This window comes from Cupriavidus sp. PB-02, assembly GCF_058252315.1.
In genome coordinates, this window is sequence record NZ_CM177695.1 from 2720268 (window position 1) to 2738465 (window position 18198).

The window sequence follows — 18198 nt, forward strand, 5'->3', positions numbered from 1 at the left end:
CTCGCCCCGCTGCGAGGCCTCCGAGGCGCCAGTGACCGTGACAGTGACTGCCAGCACACCGCGGCGCAGCAACGCCGCCTCCCATTCCAGCCACCCGGGCAGCGCGTCCGGGGGAGAGCCCGCGCCGCGCCGGGCGGTGCCGTCGCAGGTGACGCTGCTGTGGGAGAGCACCGCGCCCGCGATGCGGCGCTTGCTGGCGCAGATCGAGCGCGTTGCGCCCACCGACGTCACCATGCTCGCCGTAGGGGAAAGCGGCTCTGGCAAGGAAGTGGTGGCGCGGGCCGTGCACGAGCGTAGCGCGCGCCGCAAGGGTCCCTTTATCGCCGTCAATTGCGGCGCGATCCAGCCCACGATCATCGAATCCGAACTTTTCGGACATGAAAAAGGCGGCTTCACCGGTGCGATCGAGCAGAAGGCCGGCTACTTCGAGCAGGCCCAGGGCGGCACGCTGTTTCTCGATGAAGTCACCGAGATGCCCCTGGAGATGCAAATCAAGCTGCTGCGGGTGCTGGAGGGGCGCACCTTCCACCGCGTCGGCGGCGACACGATGATCGTCACCGATGTGCGCATCCTGGCGGCCACCAACCGCGATCCGGTCGAGGCCGTGCGCTCAGGCCACCTGCGCGAGGACCTGCTGTACCGGCTGGCCGTGTTCCCCTTGCATATTCCGCCGCTGCGCGAGCGCCTGGACGATATCGTGCCGCTGGCGCGCCATTTCCTGGCTGAGTACAACGCCATGGAGCACACCGACAAGGCGTTCTCGGCCGCGTCGCTGGACCGGCTGGTGCGCTACGACTGGCCTGGCAATGTGCGCGAGCTGAAGAACGCGGTCTACCGCGCCTTTATCCTGGCCGACAAGGTGGTGGAAATCGGCAACCCCAACCTGGCCACGCAGCCACCGCGCCCGACCACCGTCGACGGAGTGGTCAACGTGCGCGTGGGCACCACGCTGGCCGACACCCAGCGCGAGATCATCATGGCCACGCTGGCGCGCTTTGACGGCGACAAGCGCCAGGCCGCGCGCGCGCTCGGCATCAGCCTGAAGACGCTATACAACCGGCTGGACGCTTACCGCTCGCTCTAGGACTGGTCCGGCGGCTGGCCCTTGCCCGCTGGCTGCGCCAGCGCGTGCGACAAGGCATCGAGCGCCAGTGGCTTGGTCAGGTGCGCATGAAAGCCCGCCAGCTGGCTGCGTCGCTGCTCCTCGGCGGTGCCGCGCCCGGTCAGCGCCAGGAACTGCACGCCGCGGTCCGCGCCCGCCTGGCGCATCGCCTGCAGGACCTCATAGCCCGACATGTCGGGCATCTCCAGGTCGAGCAGCACGCAGTCGGGGCGGAATTCGCCAGCCACGGCCAGCGCCTGCTGGCCGCCGTGGGCCGCGCGCGCCTCGTGGCCGAGCAGGGACAGCAACTCAGCCATGCTGTCGGCCGAATCCGCGTTGTCGTCCACCACCAGCACGCGCCTGCGCGGCACCGTTCCCGGCGGCCGCGCGTCCGCCTCGCGCGCGCGGCCGGTGACGCGGGGCAGGATCACGGTAAAGGTGCTGCCCTTGCCGGCGCCGGCGCTGTCGGCCTGGATCGCGCCGCCATGCGCTTCCACTACCGCCTTGGCCAATGCCAGCCCGATGCCCAGCCCGCTGCGGCTGCCGGCCTCGGCCTCCTGCGAGAACAGGTTGAAGATGCGGTCCATCGCCGCGAGCGGCAGGCCCCGCCCGGTGTCGGACACGGCCGTGACCACGCGCGCCGGCTCCACGCTCACGCGCACGCTGACGGTGCCGCCGCACGGCGTGTACTTGGTGGCGTTGCTGAGCAGGTTGAGCAGCACCTGCCCCAGCCGCGCCGCGTCGGCGCGCACATAGGGCGAGGTAGCCGGCAGTTCCACGACCAGTTGCTGGCCGGCGGCGTCCAGCATGGGCCGGATCGCGTCGAGGCTGGCGGTCACGACATCGTTGTACGAGGTCGGCGTCAACTCCATCTTCATCTTGCCCGCGGTCACGCGGCCGACGTCGAGCAGGTCGTTGACCAGCCGCTCGAGCTGGTGCAGCTGCCGGTCGATGATCTCGGCGCAGTGACGGATGCGGGTATCGGCGGTGGGCGTCAGCGCAATCACCTCCACCGCGTTGCGCACCGGCGCGAGCGGGTTGCGCAGTTCATGCGCGAGGATGGCCAGGAACGACTGCAGCCGGCGGTTGCCGGTCTCGAGCACCTCCAGCCGCAGCGCGTCGCTGAGGTCGCGCGCGGTCCACAGCAGGCCGTTGGGACAGCCGCCGGCGTCGCGCACCAGCACGATGCGCGCCTGGCAGCGCACGATGGTGCCGTCCTTGCGCGCCACGCGCTCGTCGCCCGCCCACTGCCCGCAGGCGCGGGCGGCATCCAGTGCCACCCGGTGGCGCCCCGCGGCAGCGTCCTGGCGGGTGTAGAGCAGCGCCAGCGGCTGGCCCACGGCGTCGGCTTCGGCATAGCCGGAGAGTGCCTGCGCACCGACATTCCAGCTGCGGATGGTGCCGTCGAGGTCCAGTTCGCAGATCGCGGTGCCGGGCAGGCTATCGGCCAGCAGGCGCAGGCGCGACTCGGCCAGCGCGGCGTGTTCGGTGGCAGCCTGCTGCACGGTGATGTCGCGGCAGGACACCACGAAACCGCTGGGCGCGGCCGTGGCTGCATCCCCGTTCGGCGACGGCATGCCCGGCATCTCCGCGCCGATCGCCAGCATCATGCAGTCCGCCTGCAACAGGCTGCCGTCGCGGCGCACGCGCCAGCCCTGGTCGCGTGCACTGCCGGTTTGCGCGGCCATGCACTGCAATTGCTGCGGCAGGCCGGCGGCAATGTCATCGGGGCGGTGCAGGCAGGAAAAGTGGCGGCCGAGGATCTCGTCGGCGCTGTAGCCGAACACCTTGCGCGCGACCTCGGGCCATAGCGCGATGCGGCCGTCCGCATCGGTCTCGAACACGGCGCAGTCTTGCACGGCATCGAGCAGGCGCCCGTATTGGATGGCCTGCTGCTGCGTGGGATGGCCCGCCATGGCGCCCCCTGGTTCGCCAACGGGTGACGCGCGGACACCTTTTGCCGTTTGCGGCTCGGCCATGAGCGCACCTTCTGCATAGGTGGAGATGGAAATCGGCAAGTCCCGGCCGGAACCGCGCGGCGCAGGGCCAAATGCCCGCCATTTGGCGGGCATCCGTGTCAATGATAGGCGCTCGCGGCCCATGCGCCACCCGTTCTGGCTTCACCAGGCCTCGCCGCACCCTTTCGGGGGAGCACAGGCATCAAAGGGGCGAAAGCCCCGCGTGGAACGGCTCCGCACGCGGGGCAGCATGGCACCTAGCGCGAACGCCGCAACTGGACCATTGCGGCCAGCGCGGCCGAGGCGCCGACCACCAGCGCGGTCGTCAGCATCGGGTACCGCGCCGTGGTGGTGTACGGGCACGAGTGCAGCGCACCTTGCGTGCCGCCGCGCTCCTGCAGCCCGCTGCCGCTCCCGTAGAGCGCATTGTCCTCGAGCGGCCCGGCCGGGTGGCGGGTCTGCTGGGCCCGGCCGATAAAGCGGCGCATAAAGCGGTCGAAGGTATGCGGCGCGTGGTAGGCCGCCGCCGAGAAGGCCTTGGCGGCGGCGCCGACGAACAGGTCGCGGCGCGGGTTCTCGGCCGCGAACAGGATCGCGTCGGCGGCCAGCGCCGGGTCATACAGCGGCGGCGGCAGACGCGGCTCGACATCGAGGAAATTCTTGGCATGCCGCGCGAGCGGCGTTTCCAGCCCGGCCGGCTTGATCAGCGTCACGCTGACGGGCGCCTGCTCCTGTTCCAGCTCCACTCGCAGCGAATCGGTAAAGCCCTTGATCGCATGCTGCGAGGCCGCGTAGGCGCTTTGCAGCGGCAACGGGCCATCCGATGCCTCGCTGCCCATGTTGATGATGGCGCCGCCGCACTCGCGCAGGTGCGCCGCCGCGGCCAGCGAGCCGTGCACGGTGCCCCAGTAGTTGGTGTCGAACAGCCGGCGCTGGTCTTCCAGCGGCACATCGCAGTGGCGCCCGAAGATGGTCACGCCGGCGTTGTTGACCCAGGTATCGAAGCCGCCGAAACGCTCGATGGCCGTCTGCGCCACCCGCGCGACATCTTCATGCTTGCCCACGTCGGCCGCCACGGTAATGACTTCGGCGCCATGCTCGCGCAGTTCTTCCGCCAGCTGGTGCAGCGAATCCTCGCTGCGCGCCACCAGCACCAGGCGCGCGCCCTGCTGCGCTGCCTTGCGCGCGGTGACCAGGCCCACGCCGCTGCTGGCGCCGGTCAGCACAATGACCTGTGAGCCGATCTTTTTCAGGGTTGGTTTCATCTGCCGCTTCCTCCTCGGATGGCCCCGGCACGGCGCCGGGCATGCCTCTAGCTAGTCGCAAGGAGTATTCCCGTCCGGTGCGCCAAGGCGCACCGGTACGGGCGCGGATAACGTCGCGAGACGGGTGCCGCAGAATTACAACGCCCGGTAAGAACCACATACCGCGTCCCCAGCCCACGGCGCCTGTAGGACGGGCGCCGATTTCGGCAAGGCCATGTGCTGCCTAAGCTGGATGCATTCCCCTGCAACCGGCGACAGCCATGGCCAAGACGACGCGGCAGGATCCAGGTGAAGGCCGCACCCCGGCAAAGCGCACCGGCAAGCGCGCGGGTACTGCCGCCGCCAAGGCGCCGCGTGCGGCTGCGCGCAAGGCGGCAGCGAAGTCCCCAACCAGGACCCCGACCAAGTCCGCTACCAAGTCCGCTACCAAGGCAGCGGCCCCCGCGCGCAAGCGCACCGCCGGCACGGCGCCCGCCGCGCTCGACAAATACCGTCGCATGCGCGACTTCGGCGCCACGCCCGAGCCCGGCGCCGCCGCGGCGCGCGCCCGGCCCGCGCCACGCAAGCGCGCCGGCGAGCTGTCTTTCGTGATCCAGAAGCATGCCGCGCGGCGACTGCACTATGACTTCCGCCTGGAACTGGGCGGCACGCTGAAGAGCTGGGCGGTGCCCAAGGGCCCCAGCCTGGACCCCGCCGACAAGCGCATGGCCGTCCATGTCGAAGACCATCCGATGGAGTACGCCGGCTTCGAGGGCGTGATCCCCGCCGGCCACTATGGCGCCGGCACGGTGATCGTCTGGGACCGCGGCAGCTGGGTGCCGGTGGGCGACGCCGAAGCCGGGTATCGCGCCGGCAAGCTGAAGTTCGAGCTGCGCGGCGAGAAGCTGCATGGGCACTGGACGCTGGTGCGCATGCACGGCAGCCGGCAGAAGGCGCAGGGCGAACAGGACGCCTGGCTGCTGATCAAGGAACGCGACGAAGCCGCGGTGCCGGCGTCGGAGTTCGATGTGGTCGAGGCCATGCCTGACAGCGTGCTGGGTGGCACCGAACGCAAGGCCCCGGCAAAGCGCTCCCCCACCACGGGAAAGGCAAAGCGCGCGCAGAACCCTGACGACGCGGAGGCCGCACCGGCAGGCACCTCAGTGAAGGCCCTGAAGCCCCCGCACGGGGCCGCGCGCGCGGCACTGCCCCTGGCGCTGGCGCCGCAGCTGGCCACGCTGGTGGAAAACCCCCCGTCCGCTTCCCAGGCCTGGCGCTACGAGATCAAGTTCGACGGCTACCGGCTGCTGGCGCGCATCGACGGCAAGGACGTGCGCCTGTTCACGCGCCAGGGCCATGACTGGACCGCCAGGTTGCGCGCGCTGGCGCGCGACGTCGGCGCGCTGGGACTGCCCGACGGCTGGCTCGACGGCGAAATCGTGGTGATCGGCAAGCATGGCGAGACCGACTTCCAGGCGCTGCAGAACGCCTTCGACACATCGCGGGTGGAGGCGATCCAGTACTTCGCGTTCGACCTGCCGTACTTTGCCGGCCATGACCTGCGCAAGGTGCCGCTGGTGGCGCGGCGCGCGCTGCTGCGGCGGATCTTCGAGCACAACACCTCGGCGCGGCTGCGGTTCAGCGAGGACTTTGAAGCGAGCCCCGAAGAGATGCTCGATGCCGCCTGCCGCATGAAGCTGGAAGGCGTGATCGGCAAGCGCGCGGATTCCAGATATGTGAGCGCGCGCAGCAACACGTGGATCAAGCTCAAATGCACGCTGCGCCAGGAATTCGTGGTGGCGGGCTTCACCGACCCCAAGGGCAGCCGCGAAGGCATCGGCTCGTTGCTGCTCGGCGTACATGACAGCGGCGGGCGGCTGCGCTACGCCGGCAACGTCGGCACCGGCTTCGACACGCGCATGCTCGGCGTGTTGCGCAAGCAGCTGGACGCGCTGCGCGCCGATGACCCGCCGTTCGACACGGTACCCGCCGGCGTCAAGGGCCACTGGGTGCGGCCGAACCTGGTGGCCGAGGTGTCGTTCGGCAGCTGGACGCGCGAAGGCCGCGTGCGCCATGCCGTCTTCCATGGGCTGCGCAGCGACAAACCCGCGAGCGCGGTGTCGGTGGAACGCCCGGCCGAGGCTGCCGCGAAGGGCAAGGCCGCGGCAAAGACCGTAAAGGAGACTGCCAGGGCCGACAGCACGAAGACAGGAACCGGAGCAAAAGCGAAATCAGGCGCGGCGGCAAAGCGCCCCACCGCCGCCGGCGGCAAGGTTGCCATCAGCAATGCCGGGCGCGTGATCGACACCGCCTCGGGCCTGACCAAAGGCGACCTGGTGCGCTACTACGAGCGCGCCGCTGCACTGATGCTGCCGCACCTGCGCGGGCGCCCGATCGCGATGGTGCGCGCGCCCTCGGGCGTGGGCGGCGAGCAGTTCTTCCAGCGGCATGGCGACACGCTGCGCGTGGACGGCATCAACGTGCTCGATCCCGGGCTGTGGCCGGGGCATCCAGCGCTGCTGGAAATCGTCTCGGAACAGGCGCTGGTCGCGGCCGCGCAGCTCAACGTGGTGGAGTTCCATACCTGGAACGCCAGCAAGCGCAGCATCGACCGGCCCAACCGCATCATCTTCGACCTGGACCCGGGCGAAGGCGTGGCATGGTCGCATATGCAGGAGGCCGCCGCGCTGATGAAGGCGCTGCTCGACGAGCTGGGCCTGGCCAGCTTCCTGAAGACCAGCGGCGGCAAGGGCCTGCATGTGGTGGTGCCGGTCACGCCGCGCGCGGGCTGGGACGAGGTCAAGGGCTTTGCCCATGACGTGGTGCGCCACGTCGCCGCGACCATCCCGCAGCGCTTCGTTGCCAAGAGCGGCGCGCGCAACCGCGTGGGCAAGATTTTCATCGATTACCTGCGCAATGGTGTCGGCGCCACCACGGCAGCGGCGTTTTCCGCACGCGCGCGGCCAGGGCTGGGCGTGTCGATTCCGGTGTCGTGGGAAGAACTCGACGCGCTGGAAGGCTCGGCGCAATGGACCGTCGCCAACGTCGAGCCAAGGCTGGAAGCGCTGGAAGCGGACGACCCCTGGGCGGACTACGCTGGCACGCGGCAGGCCATCACGCGGGCCGCGGCAAGGCTCGGCCACGTGCGCTAGCGACACTGGCGCGGGCCGCGGCGCCCGGCGCAACTGGCGGCGCCAACATCGAGCGGCACATTTCTTGCCACGTTCCCTCCGTGATCACGCCCCATGAGCACGCCCGCGACGGGCACGTCGCGGCACTGCCTGCAGTGCCCGACGACTCAGCAAACACAGGAGGACACCGCGATGCGCCGACTTGCTATTCCCCGGAAGATACGCGCCGCCGGCGCACCTGATACCGCCGCGCCGCGTGGCTGCCGCGCGCTGCACCGGCTGCTGGTGTCCTGCGCGATGCTGTCGTTCGCGGCCGGCCCGCTGCATGCACGCCTGCCCGCCCCCACGCCGGAGCAGCAGCAGGCAGCCGAGGCCAAGAAGGCCAAGGAGGCAGAAGCTGCCAAGCTCCAGGCCGATGCGCTGGGGCGCGTCCAGGACCAGCTGGCTGCGCGTTTCGGCAAGGGCAGCAGCGCGGGGGCCACGACCGAACCCGGCAAAGTCCCGCAGAAGGCCGCCGAGGCGCCGGGCACGGCTGGCCCGCATGGCGGCACCTCGCCCAGCGCGGAAGCCCACAGTGGCGAAGCCGCGCGCAAGTGAGCGAGGCAGGCACCGGCCAGCTTCGTGGCAATGATGACGGCAAAGCGGCCAACGCGCCGCCTGCCCGGCACGCCTCTTGCCACTGCCACGCATGACGGCCTCAGTGAAGACCGCGACCATGCCGACGCCAAGGGGGAACGATGATGGATCACTTCTGTACGCATGTAATTACGACAACCAGCAGGCGCACCAGTGGGGCAACAATTGCAAACGGCCAGAGCCGGCCGGCGCAGTTTTACACATCGACCTGGTGCGGCGCGGCCATGCCGGCGCCCCCGCTGGCTTCTCGACCGGCGCGCCGGCGCACGGTTGCGTGACGCCATGACTCCGCACACCCCCAACCCCGCGCCCCTTATCCTCAACGTCGACGACCGCGAGGGGCCGCGCTACGTCAAGAGCCGCATCCTGCACCGCGGCGGCGAGTTCTCCGTGATCGAAGCCGCCACCGGCCATTCCGCGCTATCACTGGTCCGCCAGCATGCGCCGGCGCTGGTGTTACTGTCCGCACGCCTGCCCGATATCAGCGGGCTGGACGTGTGCCGGCTGCTCAAGGAGGACCCGCACACCGCACGCACGCTGGTGCTGCTGACCTCGTCCGGGTTGGCGCAGTCGCGCCAGCGGGTCGAGGCGCTGAACTGCGGCGCCGACGGCTACCTGGTCGAACCCGCCGAGCCCGAGGAAGTGCAGTCGAGCATCCAGGCCTTGCTGCGGTTGCGCGGCGCCGAGGATGCCTACCACCGCACCTCGCAGGCGCTGCACGAGAATGAAGACATGTTCCGCCAGCTGGCCGAATCGATGGCGGACGTGGTCTGGATCCTGGACCCGGTGCAAAAGCGCCTGCTCTTTGTCAGCCGCTCGTTCGCGGCGCTGTGGGGCCATTCCGCCGAGCAGCTGATGGAAGATCCGCGCCGCTGCCTCGACCGCCTGGTGCCCGCCGACCGTGCGCGCGTGGAAGCCGCGTTCGAACGCATGCTGCGCGATGGGCGCATGGATATCGAGTTCCAGCTGACACGCCCGGGCGGCGAACTGCGCGAAATCCGCGCGCGCGCTTTCCCCGTGCGCGGCGCCAGCAAGGACGCTGAAACCGCAGGCGCCGAAGACAGCCCGCCGCTGCGCATCGCCGGCACCTGCCAGGACGTGACGCTGCACAACCGCGCCGAGCGCGCGCTGCGCGACGAGGAACGGCGCAAGGACCGCTTCCTGGCGATGCTCGCGCATGAACTGCGCAACCCGCTGGCACCGCTACGCAGCGCCGCGGACCTGCTGCAGCAGCTGTCGCCATCGCGCGAGGACATGTTCCGCGCGCGCGACGTCATCGGCCGCCAGCTGCACCACCTGACGCGGCTGGTGGACGAACTGCTCGATATCTCGCGCTTCAACCAGGGCCGCATCACGCTGCGCCAGGACCTGGTGGAGCTGCGCACCGCGCTCAATACGGCGGTGGAAGCGGTGCGTCCGGTGCTGGACGCCTACCGCCATACGCTGCGCCTGTCGCTGCCCGAGCAGCCACTGCCGGTGCGCGGCGACCTGGTGCGGCTTACGCAGATCTTCAGCAACCTGCTGCACAACGCCGCGGCCTACACGCCCGCGGGCGGACAGATCACAGTGGATGCCACGCTCGACGACGCGGGCCACGTGATCGTCAACGTGCGCGACAACGGCACCGGCCTGTCCGAGGCGCTGCAGCGGCAGCTGTTCGATCCGCTGGCGCCGCCTGAAGACGGCGCGCCCCCCGAGCCTGCGCACGGCGCCTTCCCCCATGAAGGGCCCGGCATCGGGCTGACGCTGGTGCAGAAGCTGGTGCGCCTGCATGGCGGCGTGATTCGCGCCCACAGCCCCGGCGCCGGACAGGGCAGCACCTTCACGGTGACGCTGCCGGTGGAGCCCTGGCAGAAGTGGCATCCCGGCACCGGCAAGGCCGCGCCGCGCAGCGGCGTGCCGCGCCGGATCATGGTGGTCGACGACAACGTCGATGCGCTCGAGGCCATGACCATGACGCTGCAGACCCTCGGCCATACCGTGGTGACCGCCCCCGATGGCCCCAGCGCACTGGCGCGCGCGCCCGCTGTACGGCCGGAGGTGGTGCTGCTCGATCTGGGCATGCCCGCCATGGACGGCTTCGAGACCGCGCGCCGCCTGCGCGCGCTGCCCGAGATGCGCGGTGCCACGCTGGTCGCGCTGACCGGCTTCGGGCAGCCCGAAGACCGCCGCCGCGCGCTGGAAGCGGGCTTCGACCAGCACCTGGTCAAGCCGGCCGACCTGGAGGCGCTCACGCGACTGCTGGATGCACTTGGCAGCGAACGCGCGTAGCGGCCGCAACCGAACCAACCCGCAACAAGGAGCCTCCGTGCATACCACGCCTGAACCCGACATCCCGACGCGCAAGCCTGAAAGCCCGCCGCCGGAGCACCCCCCGGGCATCCCCGAACCCGAACCCGTGGCCGACCCGCCGCCCGGGGATACGCCGCCTCCGCCGCCGCAACGTGCAAGCAGTGCCAGCGCGCCCCCGCGCGCTTAGCGCAAAGGAGCCGTCAAGTGTCCCGCATCATCTGGAAAGGCGCCATCACCTTTGGCCTCGTCAACATTCCTGTCGTGCTGCGGCCCGCGTCGCGCAACCAGACGCTCGACCTGGACCTGCTGGACGTGCGCGACATGGCGCCGGTGGGATACCAGCGCATCAACAAGAGCACCGGCAAGCCGGTCGACAAGGAACATATCGTCAAGGGCTACCAGTACGCCAAGGACGAGTACGTGCTGCTCAACGACGAGGATTTCCGCCAGGCCAATGTCGAGGCCACGCAGACGGTGGATATCGTCAGCTTTGTCGACGCGGAAAGCATTCCGCCCTATTACTTCGACACGCCGTACTACCTTGAGCCCGACAAGCGCGGCGAGCGCGGCTACGCACTGCTGCTCGCGACCATGCGCCGCACCGGCCGCGCCGCGCTGGCGCTGGTGGTGTTGCGCGCGCGGCAGCACCTGGCCGCGCTGCTGGTGCATGACGATGCGCTGGTGCTCAACACCATGCGCTTCGCCGACGAAGTGCTGCCGATATCCGAACTACACTTGCCCAAGGCGGCAAAGGGCAAGGCCACCGGCGCGCACGCGCGCGAGGTCGAGATGGCGACCAAGCTGGTCGAGGACATGAGCCAGGACTGGGAACCCGAGCAGTACCGCGACACCTACCGCGACGACCTGATGGCGCGCATCGAGGAAAAGATCGAATCCGGCAACACCCACCAGCTGACGCAGCCTGCCGAAGAGGAAGAGACGCCGCGCCAGGGAGCCAAGGTCATCGACATGGTGGCACTGCTGCGCAAGAGCCTGGATCACCGCGGCAAGGCGGAGGAAGAGCCGGCGCGCGGCAAGGAACGGGCAAAGGCCGAAGCCGAGGACGCCGAAGAGGAGACCGGGAGCGAAGGCCGCACGCGCCGCAAGGCGCCCGCGCGCCATGCGGCGGCGAAGAAACAGACGACGGCCAAACGGGCTGCGGCGCCGGCAAAGCGTGCCGGCACGGCCACCAAGCATGCGCCGGCGAAACGCGCGCCGGCGGCGCGCAAGAGTACCGGCACCGCGCGGAGGAAGCAGGCGGCGTAGTGCCAACGAACTCCGAACTCCGACGCGGAAGAGGAGATCGGTTTTGAGTGCGCCAAAGCCGCCCGAGCGTGCCTAAGCAAGGTGTTCTCCCTCTCCCCTCATGGTCCTCATGGGGAGAGGGACCGGGGTGAGGGGTGGTCTAGCTAAGAACCACACCAAGCGGGGCCTTCGGTTTTATCCAGCTCGACGCGCGCTTTGACGCGCCCCCTGCCCCCTCACCGCACCGACACCTTCAAGTTGTCATTCACCGACGACACACCCTCCACACCGCGGATCGCGTCCAGCGCCATGTCGTGCTGCTGCTTGCTGGGCACCGTGCCGGTCACATCGACCTTGCCGTTGGTCGTCTTCACATGGATGCCGGTGGACTTCAGGTCCTTGGTCGCCAGCAGCTTGGTCTTGATCTTGGTAGTGATGGCACCGTCCTCGACCGCCTGCTTGGCCTTGTCGGCGCCCTCGTCCGGAGCGGCGCTGCGATCGGGATCGGCGCGTCCGGGCATGCCCGGCGCGGAGTTGACGGGCGCCGCGGGCGCATTGTCCGCCGCAACGAAGATCAGGCCGCTCTTGTCGAGTGCCAGCGCGCTGCCGGCAGCCGCCGCCAGCGCTGCGGACACGCATGCCATCCGCAAGGTGCGCGCGGAGGTTCGGGGAATTCGCATGGCTTTCTCCTGTACGGGTTCCCAGTGCGTTCGCCGCAACGCATGACTCGCACGCCGCACGAACCACTGGTAAGGCATTTTTGTGCAAGCTCCGTACCCGCGTGACCTTAGGCCGCCACGCATGCTTTACGACGCTCCGCGTGTGTAAATCGGGCCACCTGTTGTAAAAGCGGGCTACCTGCCGCAGTGCCTTATCCGATCCATGCGGCCTGCCATGGTTCGGAACGCGCGGCGCGGCGGCGCTGTCGTGCTTGGCATGGTGATTGCGAGACAGCTATGCGGCAGTTCGCCGCGCCAAGGAGACTAGCAATGGGACAGCAGCAACAGCCGGGTCAATCGCAGTCGGGCCAGAAGCAACAGGAACAGTCGCAGACGGGCCAACGCGGCGGCCAACAGCAGCCAGATAAACAACAAGGCGGCGGTCAGATGGGTAACCAGGATCGCAAGCAGGATCAACAGCAACAGCAGGATCGCGGCAGCTCGCAACCGGGCCAGCAAGGCGATCAACGCAGCGGTCAGCAAAGCGGCCAGCAGGGTGGCCAGCAAAGCGGTCAGGGCGGACAACGCCAGCCGTAAGCCGGTCAACCAGCCCCAGTAGCTGACGACAACAGGCAGCTATCCGGGTATGTGCGGCAGCAACATGCGGTGTTGCCGCAGGGGCATACGCCGGAAATTGACAGGCCGGAACTCCCGCGAGGGAACTCCGGCCCTTTTTGTGCAGCCGCCTCTGCGGCACGGCCTGCGCACGCCGGCCGCATCCCGTGTATGCTGGCCGTGACATCCTCCTTGCAGCGCCACCGCTCTTGTCCAGCTTTACCGACCCCGCCACCGGTCGCCCTCCGCAGCGCCCGCGCGGCCCGCTAGACCATCTCTCCGCAAAGCTGCGCGGGCGTGCCGGCGCGCACGTGCGCGCGCTCACGCGCAGCAACTCCGGCCTGAGCCTCGACTATGACAACCCGCCCGGCGACCCCGGCCTGTTCGGCCCGGACGCGGTCTGCTGGCGCGTGCATGCGGACTTCCCTTCGATGCTCGCCGGCGGCGTCAGCGCGCTGCTGCTGCAGACGCTGCATCCGCTGGCGCTGGCCGGCGTGTGGGACCACTCGAGCTTTCGCACCGACATGCAGGGGCGCCTGGGGCGCACTGCGCAATTCATCGCCGGCACCACCTACGGCAGCCGTGCCGATGCCATGGCGTTGATCCAGCGCGTGCGGCGCATCCATGCCGGCGTGGTGGGCGTGGCGCCGGACGGGCGGCACTATGCGGCCTCCGACCCGGCGCTGCTGACATGGGTGCACGTGGCCGAGGTGTCGAGCTTTATGGCGGGCTACCTGCGCTATGTCGGACCGCTCGGCGAGGCCGAGCAGGACCGCTACTACGACGAGGTCGCGCGCATCGCGCAGATGCTGGGCGCCACCGATGTGCCGCGCTCGTGCGCCGCCGTGCAGGCCTACCTGGAAGCGATGCGGCCGCAGCTGCAGGCCAGCGAGCGCACCCGCGAGGTGGTGCGGCTGGTGCGCAAGATGCCGGTCGCCAACCCGCTGCTGCAGCCGGCGGTGCGCATCATGGCCGATGCGGGCATCGCCCTGCTGCCGCCGTGGGCGCGGCACGAACTCGACCTGGACGGGCCGTCGATACGGCGCCCCGCCGCGCTGGCCGGCATGCGCGTGCTGGCGCCCGCGCTGCGCTGGGTGCTAGGGGCCGGCCTGGCGGCACGCGCGCGGCGGCGCGTGGCCCGCGGCGAAGGGGCCCCTGCCGGCTGAGCGCGCGACTGCCGCTACGCTATTCCGCGGCAGCCGCCGCGCTGGCGGTGCTGCCAGGGCTGCCCCGCAGCACCGTCTCCGGCAGCCGCGCCACCAGGAAGGGCGCCAGCAGCGATACCCCCGCACTCATCAGGAACAGCAGCCGGAAGGCATGCTCGGCGGCCTGCCGCACCGCGGCGGCATCGCCATCGGCCTGGCCGCCCGCCATCACGCGGTGGAACATCTGCATCAGCACGTCTTCGCCGCCGCCCAGGTCCGTGACCGCCATGCCGCCGTGACGCAGCAGTGCGATCAGCACCGTGGTCAGCACCGCCACGCCGACCGCGCCGCCCAGCATGCGCGAGAACGCCGTCAGCGCGGTGGCCACGCCCACATGCTGCAGCGGCACCGCGTTCTGCGTCGCCACCAGGCCGCTGGGCAGCTGCAGGCCGATCGCGAAGCCCAGCGCCACCATCACCAGCGCGCTCAGCCACGCCGAGCGCGGGTCAACGAAGGCGAGCGCCACGATCGCCAGCGGTGCCACCAGCGAGCCCGCCATCTGCAGCGGCTTGTAGCGCCCGCTCCACGACATCAGCCGCCCGGACGCGAACGCGCCGAACGGGATCGCCAGCGTCAGCGGCACCAGCCGCAGCGCCGCGGCATCGGCCTGCGCACCGCCCACCACCTGGAAGCGCAGCGGCAGCAGCACCGACATCGCGATCAGCTGGAAGAAGCACAGGAACAGCGTGATGCAGCAGATCGCCACGGTCGGCACGCGCAGCATGGCCAGCGGGATTACCGGGTCGGCCGCGCGGCGCTCCTGCCAGATGAAGAGCACCAGCGCGGCGAGCCCGGCGACCAGCATCGCCAGCGTGTCTGGCCGCCACGGCGACTGCCCCTGCCCGAGCCGCGTCAGGAACACCAGCACGCCGCTCAGGCCCGCGCCAAACAACAGCGCGCCAATATAGTCGATGCGGTGCCGGCGCCCGCCCGCGGGCAGGTGGCGCAGCGCGCGGCGCACGGTCACGAGCGCGAGGAACGCCAGCGGCAGGTTGATCCAGAAGATCCAGCGCCATGACAGGAAGTGCGCGAGATAGCCGCCGATCACCGGCCCCGCCATGCTGGCCACGGCCCACACGCCGCTGACATAGCCCTGGTAGCGCCCGCGCTCGCGCAGCGGCACCACGTCGGCAATGGTCGCCTGCGATACGGACAGCAGGCCGCCGCCGCCCAGGCCCTGCAGGATGCGCGCGAGGATCAGCTGCGGCATGGTCTGCGCCAGCGCGCACGCAACCGAGGCCAGCAGGAACAGCACGATGGCAAAGGACAGTACCGAGCGCCGGCCCAGCACGTCGGAGAGCTTGCCGTAGATCGGCGTGGTCACCGTGGACGCCACCAGGTAGGCGGAGATCACCCACGCCATGTTGTCAAAACCGTTGAGCTGCAGCGCGATATCGGGCAGCACCACCGCGACGATGGACTGCTCCAGCGCGCCCAGCAGGATCGCCAGCATCAGGCCGAAGATCACCTGCATGACCGGGACCGGCGCAGGCGAGGCGGTAGCGGGAGCGGAAGTGCTGGCGGCCGCAGGCTGCGGCGGCTGGGGGGAGACGGCGGTCATGGGCACCTGCGAACGGCGGGATCGCGGCCGGGTGCAACGGTACCTGGGGGTACGGGGGCGCTGCGCGGTGGCCGGGCCTGCTCTTGTTGCGGAGTCAAGGAGAGCGCCTATTGTAGGCGCTTCGTGCAGCCGTTGCTGGCTGGGGTGCCGGCGCCGATGCCGCTACCCGGTCAGAAGGTTTCCCAGTCGCCCGCGTCGGCCATGGCGGGCAGTGCCGCGCGCCGGCGCGGCGCCGCTTGCAGCACCGGCTCCTGGCGGCGGTGGGTGACGGGCGGGCGCTGGCGGGTCGGTGTGGTCGGCGCCCGCGCCGGCAGCACGGATTTTTGCGGCTTGCGTTCGACCGGCGGACGGCTCGCGGCGGGGACGGCCGGCGGGCGCCCAGCGGACGGCCTGGGTTGCGGTGCGGGCGGTCTGGATTGAGGAGCGGCCGGAGCAGGCCGGCGTGCGGGCGCGGCGGCGGTTGGTGCCCGGGCGGCGGGCTGCGCCCGTACCGGCGCGGGCCGCGCGGCGCGCGGGGCAACCGGTGCCGGCTCGGCCGGCATCGCCGGGACCGCGGCCCTGGGCGGAGCGGTGCGCGGGTTCGCGCGCGGGGTGGGACGCAGCGGGGCACGCGGGGCAGCCGCGGGAACGGCTGCAGCCATCGCGGCAGCCGTCTCGTGCGGCGCCTGCGGCGCCTCGGCCTCCACCTCGAAACGCCCGACCTCGGCCACCAGCCCGTCGGCCTGGTGCAGCAGGCTGTGCGCGGCCGCGGCGGCCTGCTCCACCAGCGCGGCGTTCTGCTGGGTCACGCCTTCCATCTGCGTCACCGCCAGGCTGACCTGTTCGATGCCGGCGGTCTGCTCGGTGCTGGCCGCCGAGATCTCGCCAATGATATGCGTCACGCGCCCGACGGCGCCGACGATGTCGTCCATGGTGCGGCCGGCCTCCTCGGCCTGGCGCGCGCCTTCCCGCACCTGGCGCACCGAGCCGCCAATCAGCTCGGCGATCTCCTTGGCCGCCGCCGAAGAACGCTGCGCCAGGCTGCGCACCTCGGTCGCCACCACGGCAAAGCCGCGCCCCTGCTCCCCCGCGCGCGCGGCTTCCACCGCCGCGTTGAGCGCCAGGATATTGGTCTGGAAGGCGATGCTCTCGATCACGCCGGTGATTTCCGCCACCTGCGACGAAGACTTCGAGATGCTGTCCATGGTCTGCACCACCTCGCGCACGGCGCGGCCGCCTTCGGAGGCGACCTCCGACGCGTTGACCGCCAGCTGGCTGGCCTGGCGCGCATTGTCGGCATTCTGGCGCACGGTCGAGGTCAGCTGCTCCATCGACGCCGCGGTCTGCTGCAGCGACGCGGCCTGCTGCCCGGTACGCTGCGACAGGTCGGCATTGCCGCGCGAGATCTCGCGCGTGGCGCCCTCGATCGAGCCTGAGGCGCGCTGGATCCCCTGCACCAGCCCCGACAGGTGGCCGAATGCACGCTCCAGCGCGGCCAGCATGCGCCCGGTCTCGTCGCGGCTGTGCACCGCGACGCGGTAGCGCAGGTTGCCGGTGGCGAGCGCCTCGGCCGCCTTCAGTGCCTGCCGTACGGGCCGCGTGACCGAACGGGTGATGGCGATGCCCAGCACCACGGCCAGCGCCGCCGCGGCCGCCGCCATGCCCAACAGCAGGTTGCGGGTCCAGGCGTAGCTGGCGCCGGATTCCTTCACCGCCTCGACCGCGCTGGCACGGCCCATCGCCGCGATGCGGTCGAGCTGTTCGAAATATGGCCCCTGCGCGGCCGGCAGCGTCACCACCAGCGCGGCGCGCGCGCCGGCGAACTCGCCGGCGCCGAGCTGGCGCAACACCATGTCGAGCTGGCCGTCGTAGGCCTGGCGCGCCGCGTCCAGGTCGGCAAAGAGCTTCTGCAGGTCCGGCCGGCCGGAAGCCGCCGTCACCTTGCCCATCTCGGCCAGCGTTTCCTGCATCGACTTGCGCAGCGCCTGGATGCGCTCGGCATTCTGCGCAGCCATCGCCGGGTCCTCGGTCAGCGTGGCGTCGCGCACCATGATGCCGACCTCTTGCGCGTGTTCCTTGACCCGGTTCAGGTCCAGCACCTTCAGCAGGCGGCCCTCGACGGTCATGCGCATCGCGTCGTTCATGCCGCCCAGGGCAGCCACGCCCGCTACGGCGATGCCCACCAGCAGCACCACCACCAGGAAAAAGGCCAGGGACAGGCGAACCCCTATGCCTAGGTTTCGGAACCATGCCATCACAACGCTCCCTTCTGAACTGGATATGTTTTGTTCGTATGAGCGCGGTCCTGCCAGCCAGGCGGCAGCGCTGGCGGTCTATCGGCGTTCAGCGAACACTTCTTGAAGGGAAATGAGAATTGATGGCAAAAACCCCCGCTATTCGGAGGATTGCGCAAAGCCGCGGCGGCTTTTAATCTCGGCGGGCATTCCGACCGGTCGGTTAATTCCGACCGTAGCGCCACAGAGCGCGGCCCAAACGACGTGGGTCAAAAAAAGAAGCCCACGCGCGGGGTGCTCGTAGGCTTTCCAGGACTGCTTGAGCCAACCGGCTCTG

Annotated in this window: 12 protein-coding genes; 6 read left to right on the forward strand and 6 right to left on the reverse strand. The window is 70.2% G+C overall.

What is annotated here, in order from left to right:
* The first annotated feature begins 37 nt into the window (after nt 1–37).
* Entirely contained in the window at nt 38–1084 is a 1047-nt protein-coding gene (locus AC10V3_RS33135) for a sigma-54 interaction domain-containing protein (RefSeq protein ID WP_041682238.1), read from the forward strand.
* On the opposite strand, the gene AC10V3_RS33140 is transcribed toward AC10V3_RS33135, so the two are convergent.
* Nucleotides 1081–3018: a PAS domain-containing hybrid sensor histidine kinase/response regulator gene (locus tag AC10V3_RS33140; protein WP_490923940.1), complete on the reverse strand. Its 1938-nt coding sequence runs from the start codon at nt 3016–3018 to the stop codon at nt 1081–1083. The genes AC10V3_RS33135 and AC10V3_RS33140 overlap by 4 nt on opposite strands.
* A gap of 299 nt (nt 3019–3317) precedes the next feature.
* On the reverse strand, nt 3318–4325 hold the full coding sequence (locus tag AC10V3_RS33145) for an SDR family oxidoreductase (RefSeq protein ID WP_022539646.1): 1008 nt from the start codon (nt 4323–4325) through the stop codon (nt 3318–3320).
* Between the two features lie 260 nt (nt 4326–4585).
* On the opposite strand from AC10V3_RS33145, the gene ligD reads away from it, so the two are divergent.
* The 4 genes from ligD (at nt 4586) to ku (ending at nt 11629) form a co-directional block, all read left to right on the forward strand.
* Nucleotides 4586–7456 (forward strand): DNA ligase D, encoded by a 2871-nt coding sequence (ligD, locus tag AC10V3_RS33150; RefSeq protein WP_022539647.1) that lies wholly within the window; start codon nt 4586–4588, stop codon nt 7454–7456.
* Between the two features lie 171 nt (nt 7457–7627).
* Nucleotides 7628–8032, forward strand: coding sequence for a hypothetical protein (locus AC10V3_RS33155; RefSeq protein WP_022539648.1), 405 nt, complete (start codon nt 7628–7630; stop codon nt 8030–8032).
* Nucleotides 8033–8353: 321 nt separating this feature from the next.
* The gene (locus AC10V3_RS33160) at nt 8354–10342 is read left to right on the forward strand and encodes a hybrid sensor histidine kinase/response regulator (RefSeq protein WP_022539649.1); all 1989 of its coding nucleotides are present in this window, start codon (nt 8354–8356) and stop codon (nt 10340–10342) included.
* Between the two features lie 225 nt (nt 10343–10567).
* Nucleotides 10568–11629 carry a non-homologous end joining protein Ku gene (gene ku / locus AC10V3_RS33165; RefSeq protein WP_022539650.1) on the forward strand — a complete coding sequence of 354 codons (1062 nt, stop codon included), beginning with the start codon at nt 10568–10570 and terminating at the stop codon, nt 11627–11629.
* Between the two features lie 215 nt (nt 11630–11844).
* On the opposite strand, the gene AC10V3_RS33170 is transcribed toward ku, so the two are convergent.
* Nucleotides 11845–12288, reverse strand: a complete 444-nt coding sequence (locus AC10V3_RS33170) for a BON domain-containing protein (RefSeq protein ID WP_041681858.1) — start codon at nt 12286–12288, stop codon at nt 11845–11847.
* Nucleotides 12289–12591: 303 nt separating this feature from the next.
* The gene (locus tag AC10V3_RS33175) at nt 12592–12852 is read right to left on the reverse strand and encodes a hypothetical protein (RefSeq protein WP_349607272.1); all 261 of its coding nucleotides are present in this window, start codon (nt 12850–12852) and stop codon (nt 12592–12594) included.
* 239 nt (nt 12853–13091) lie between these two features.
* Between AC10V3_RS33175 and AC10V3_RS33180 the strand changes: the two genes are divergently transcribed.
* On the forward strand, nt 13092–14048 hold the full coding sequence (locus tag AC10V3_RS33180) for an oxygenase MpaB family protein (RefSeq protein WP_041681859.1): 957 nt from the start codon (nt 13092–13094) through the stop codon (nt 14046–14048).
* Nucleotides 14049–14067: 19 nt separating this feature from the next.
* Here the strand turns inward: AC10V3_RS33180 and AC10V3_RS33185 are convergent, their stop codons facing one another.
* Both AC10V3_RS33185 and AC10V3_RS33190 read right to left on the reverse strand, forming a co-directional pair.
* Nucleotides 14068–15648 (reverse strand): MDR family MFS transporter, encoded by a 1581-nt coding sequence (locus AC10V3_RS33185; protein WP_022539654.1) that lies wholly within the window; start codon nt 15646–15648, stop codon nt 14068–14070.
* Nucleotides 15649–15818: 170 nt separating this feature from the next.
* On the reverse strand, nt 15819–17882 hold the full coding sequence (locus AC10V3_RS33190; protein WP_022539655.1) for a methyl-accepting chemotaxis protein: 2064 nt from the start codon (nt 17880–17882) through the stop codon (nt 15819–15821).
* Between the last annotated feature and the right edge of the window lie 316 nt (nt 17883–18198).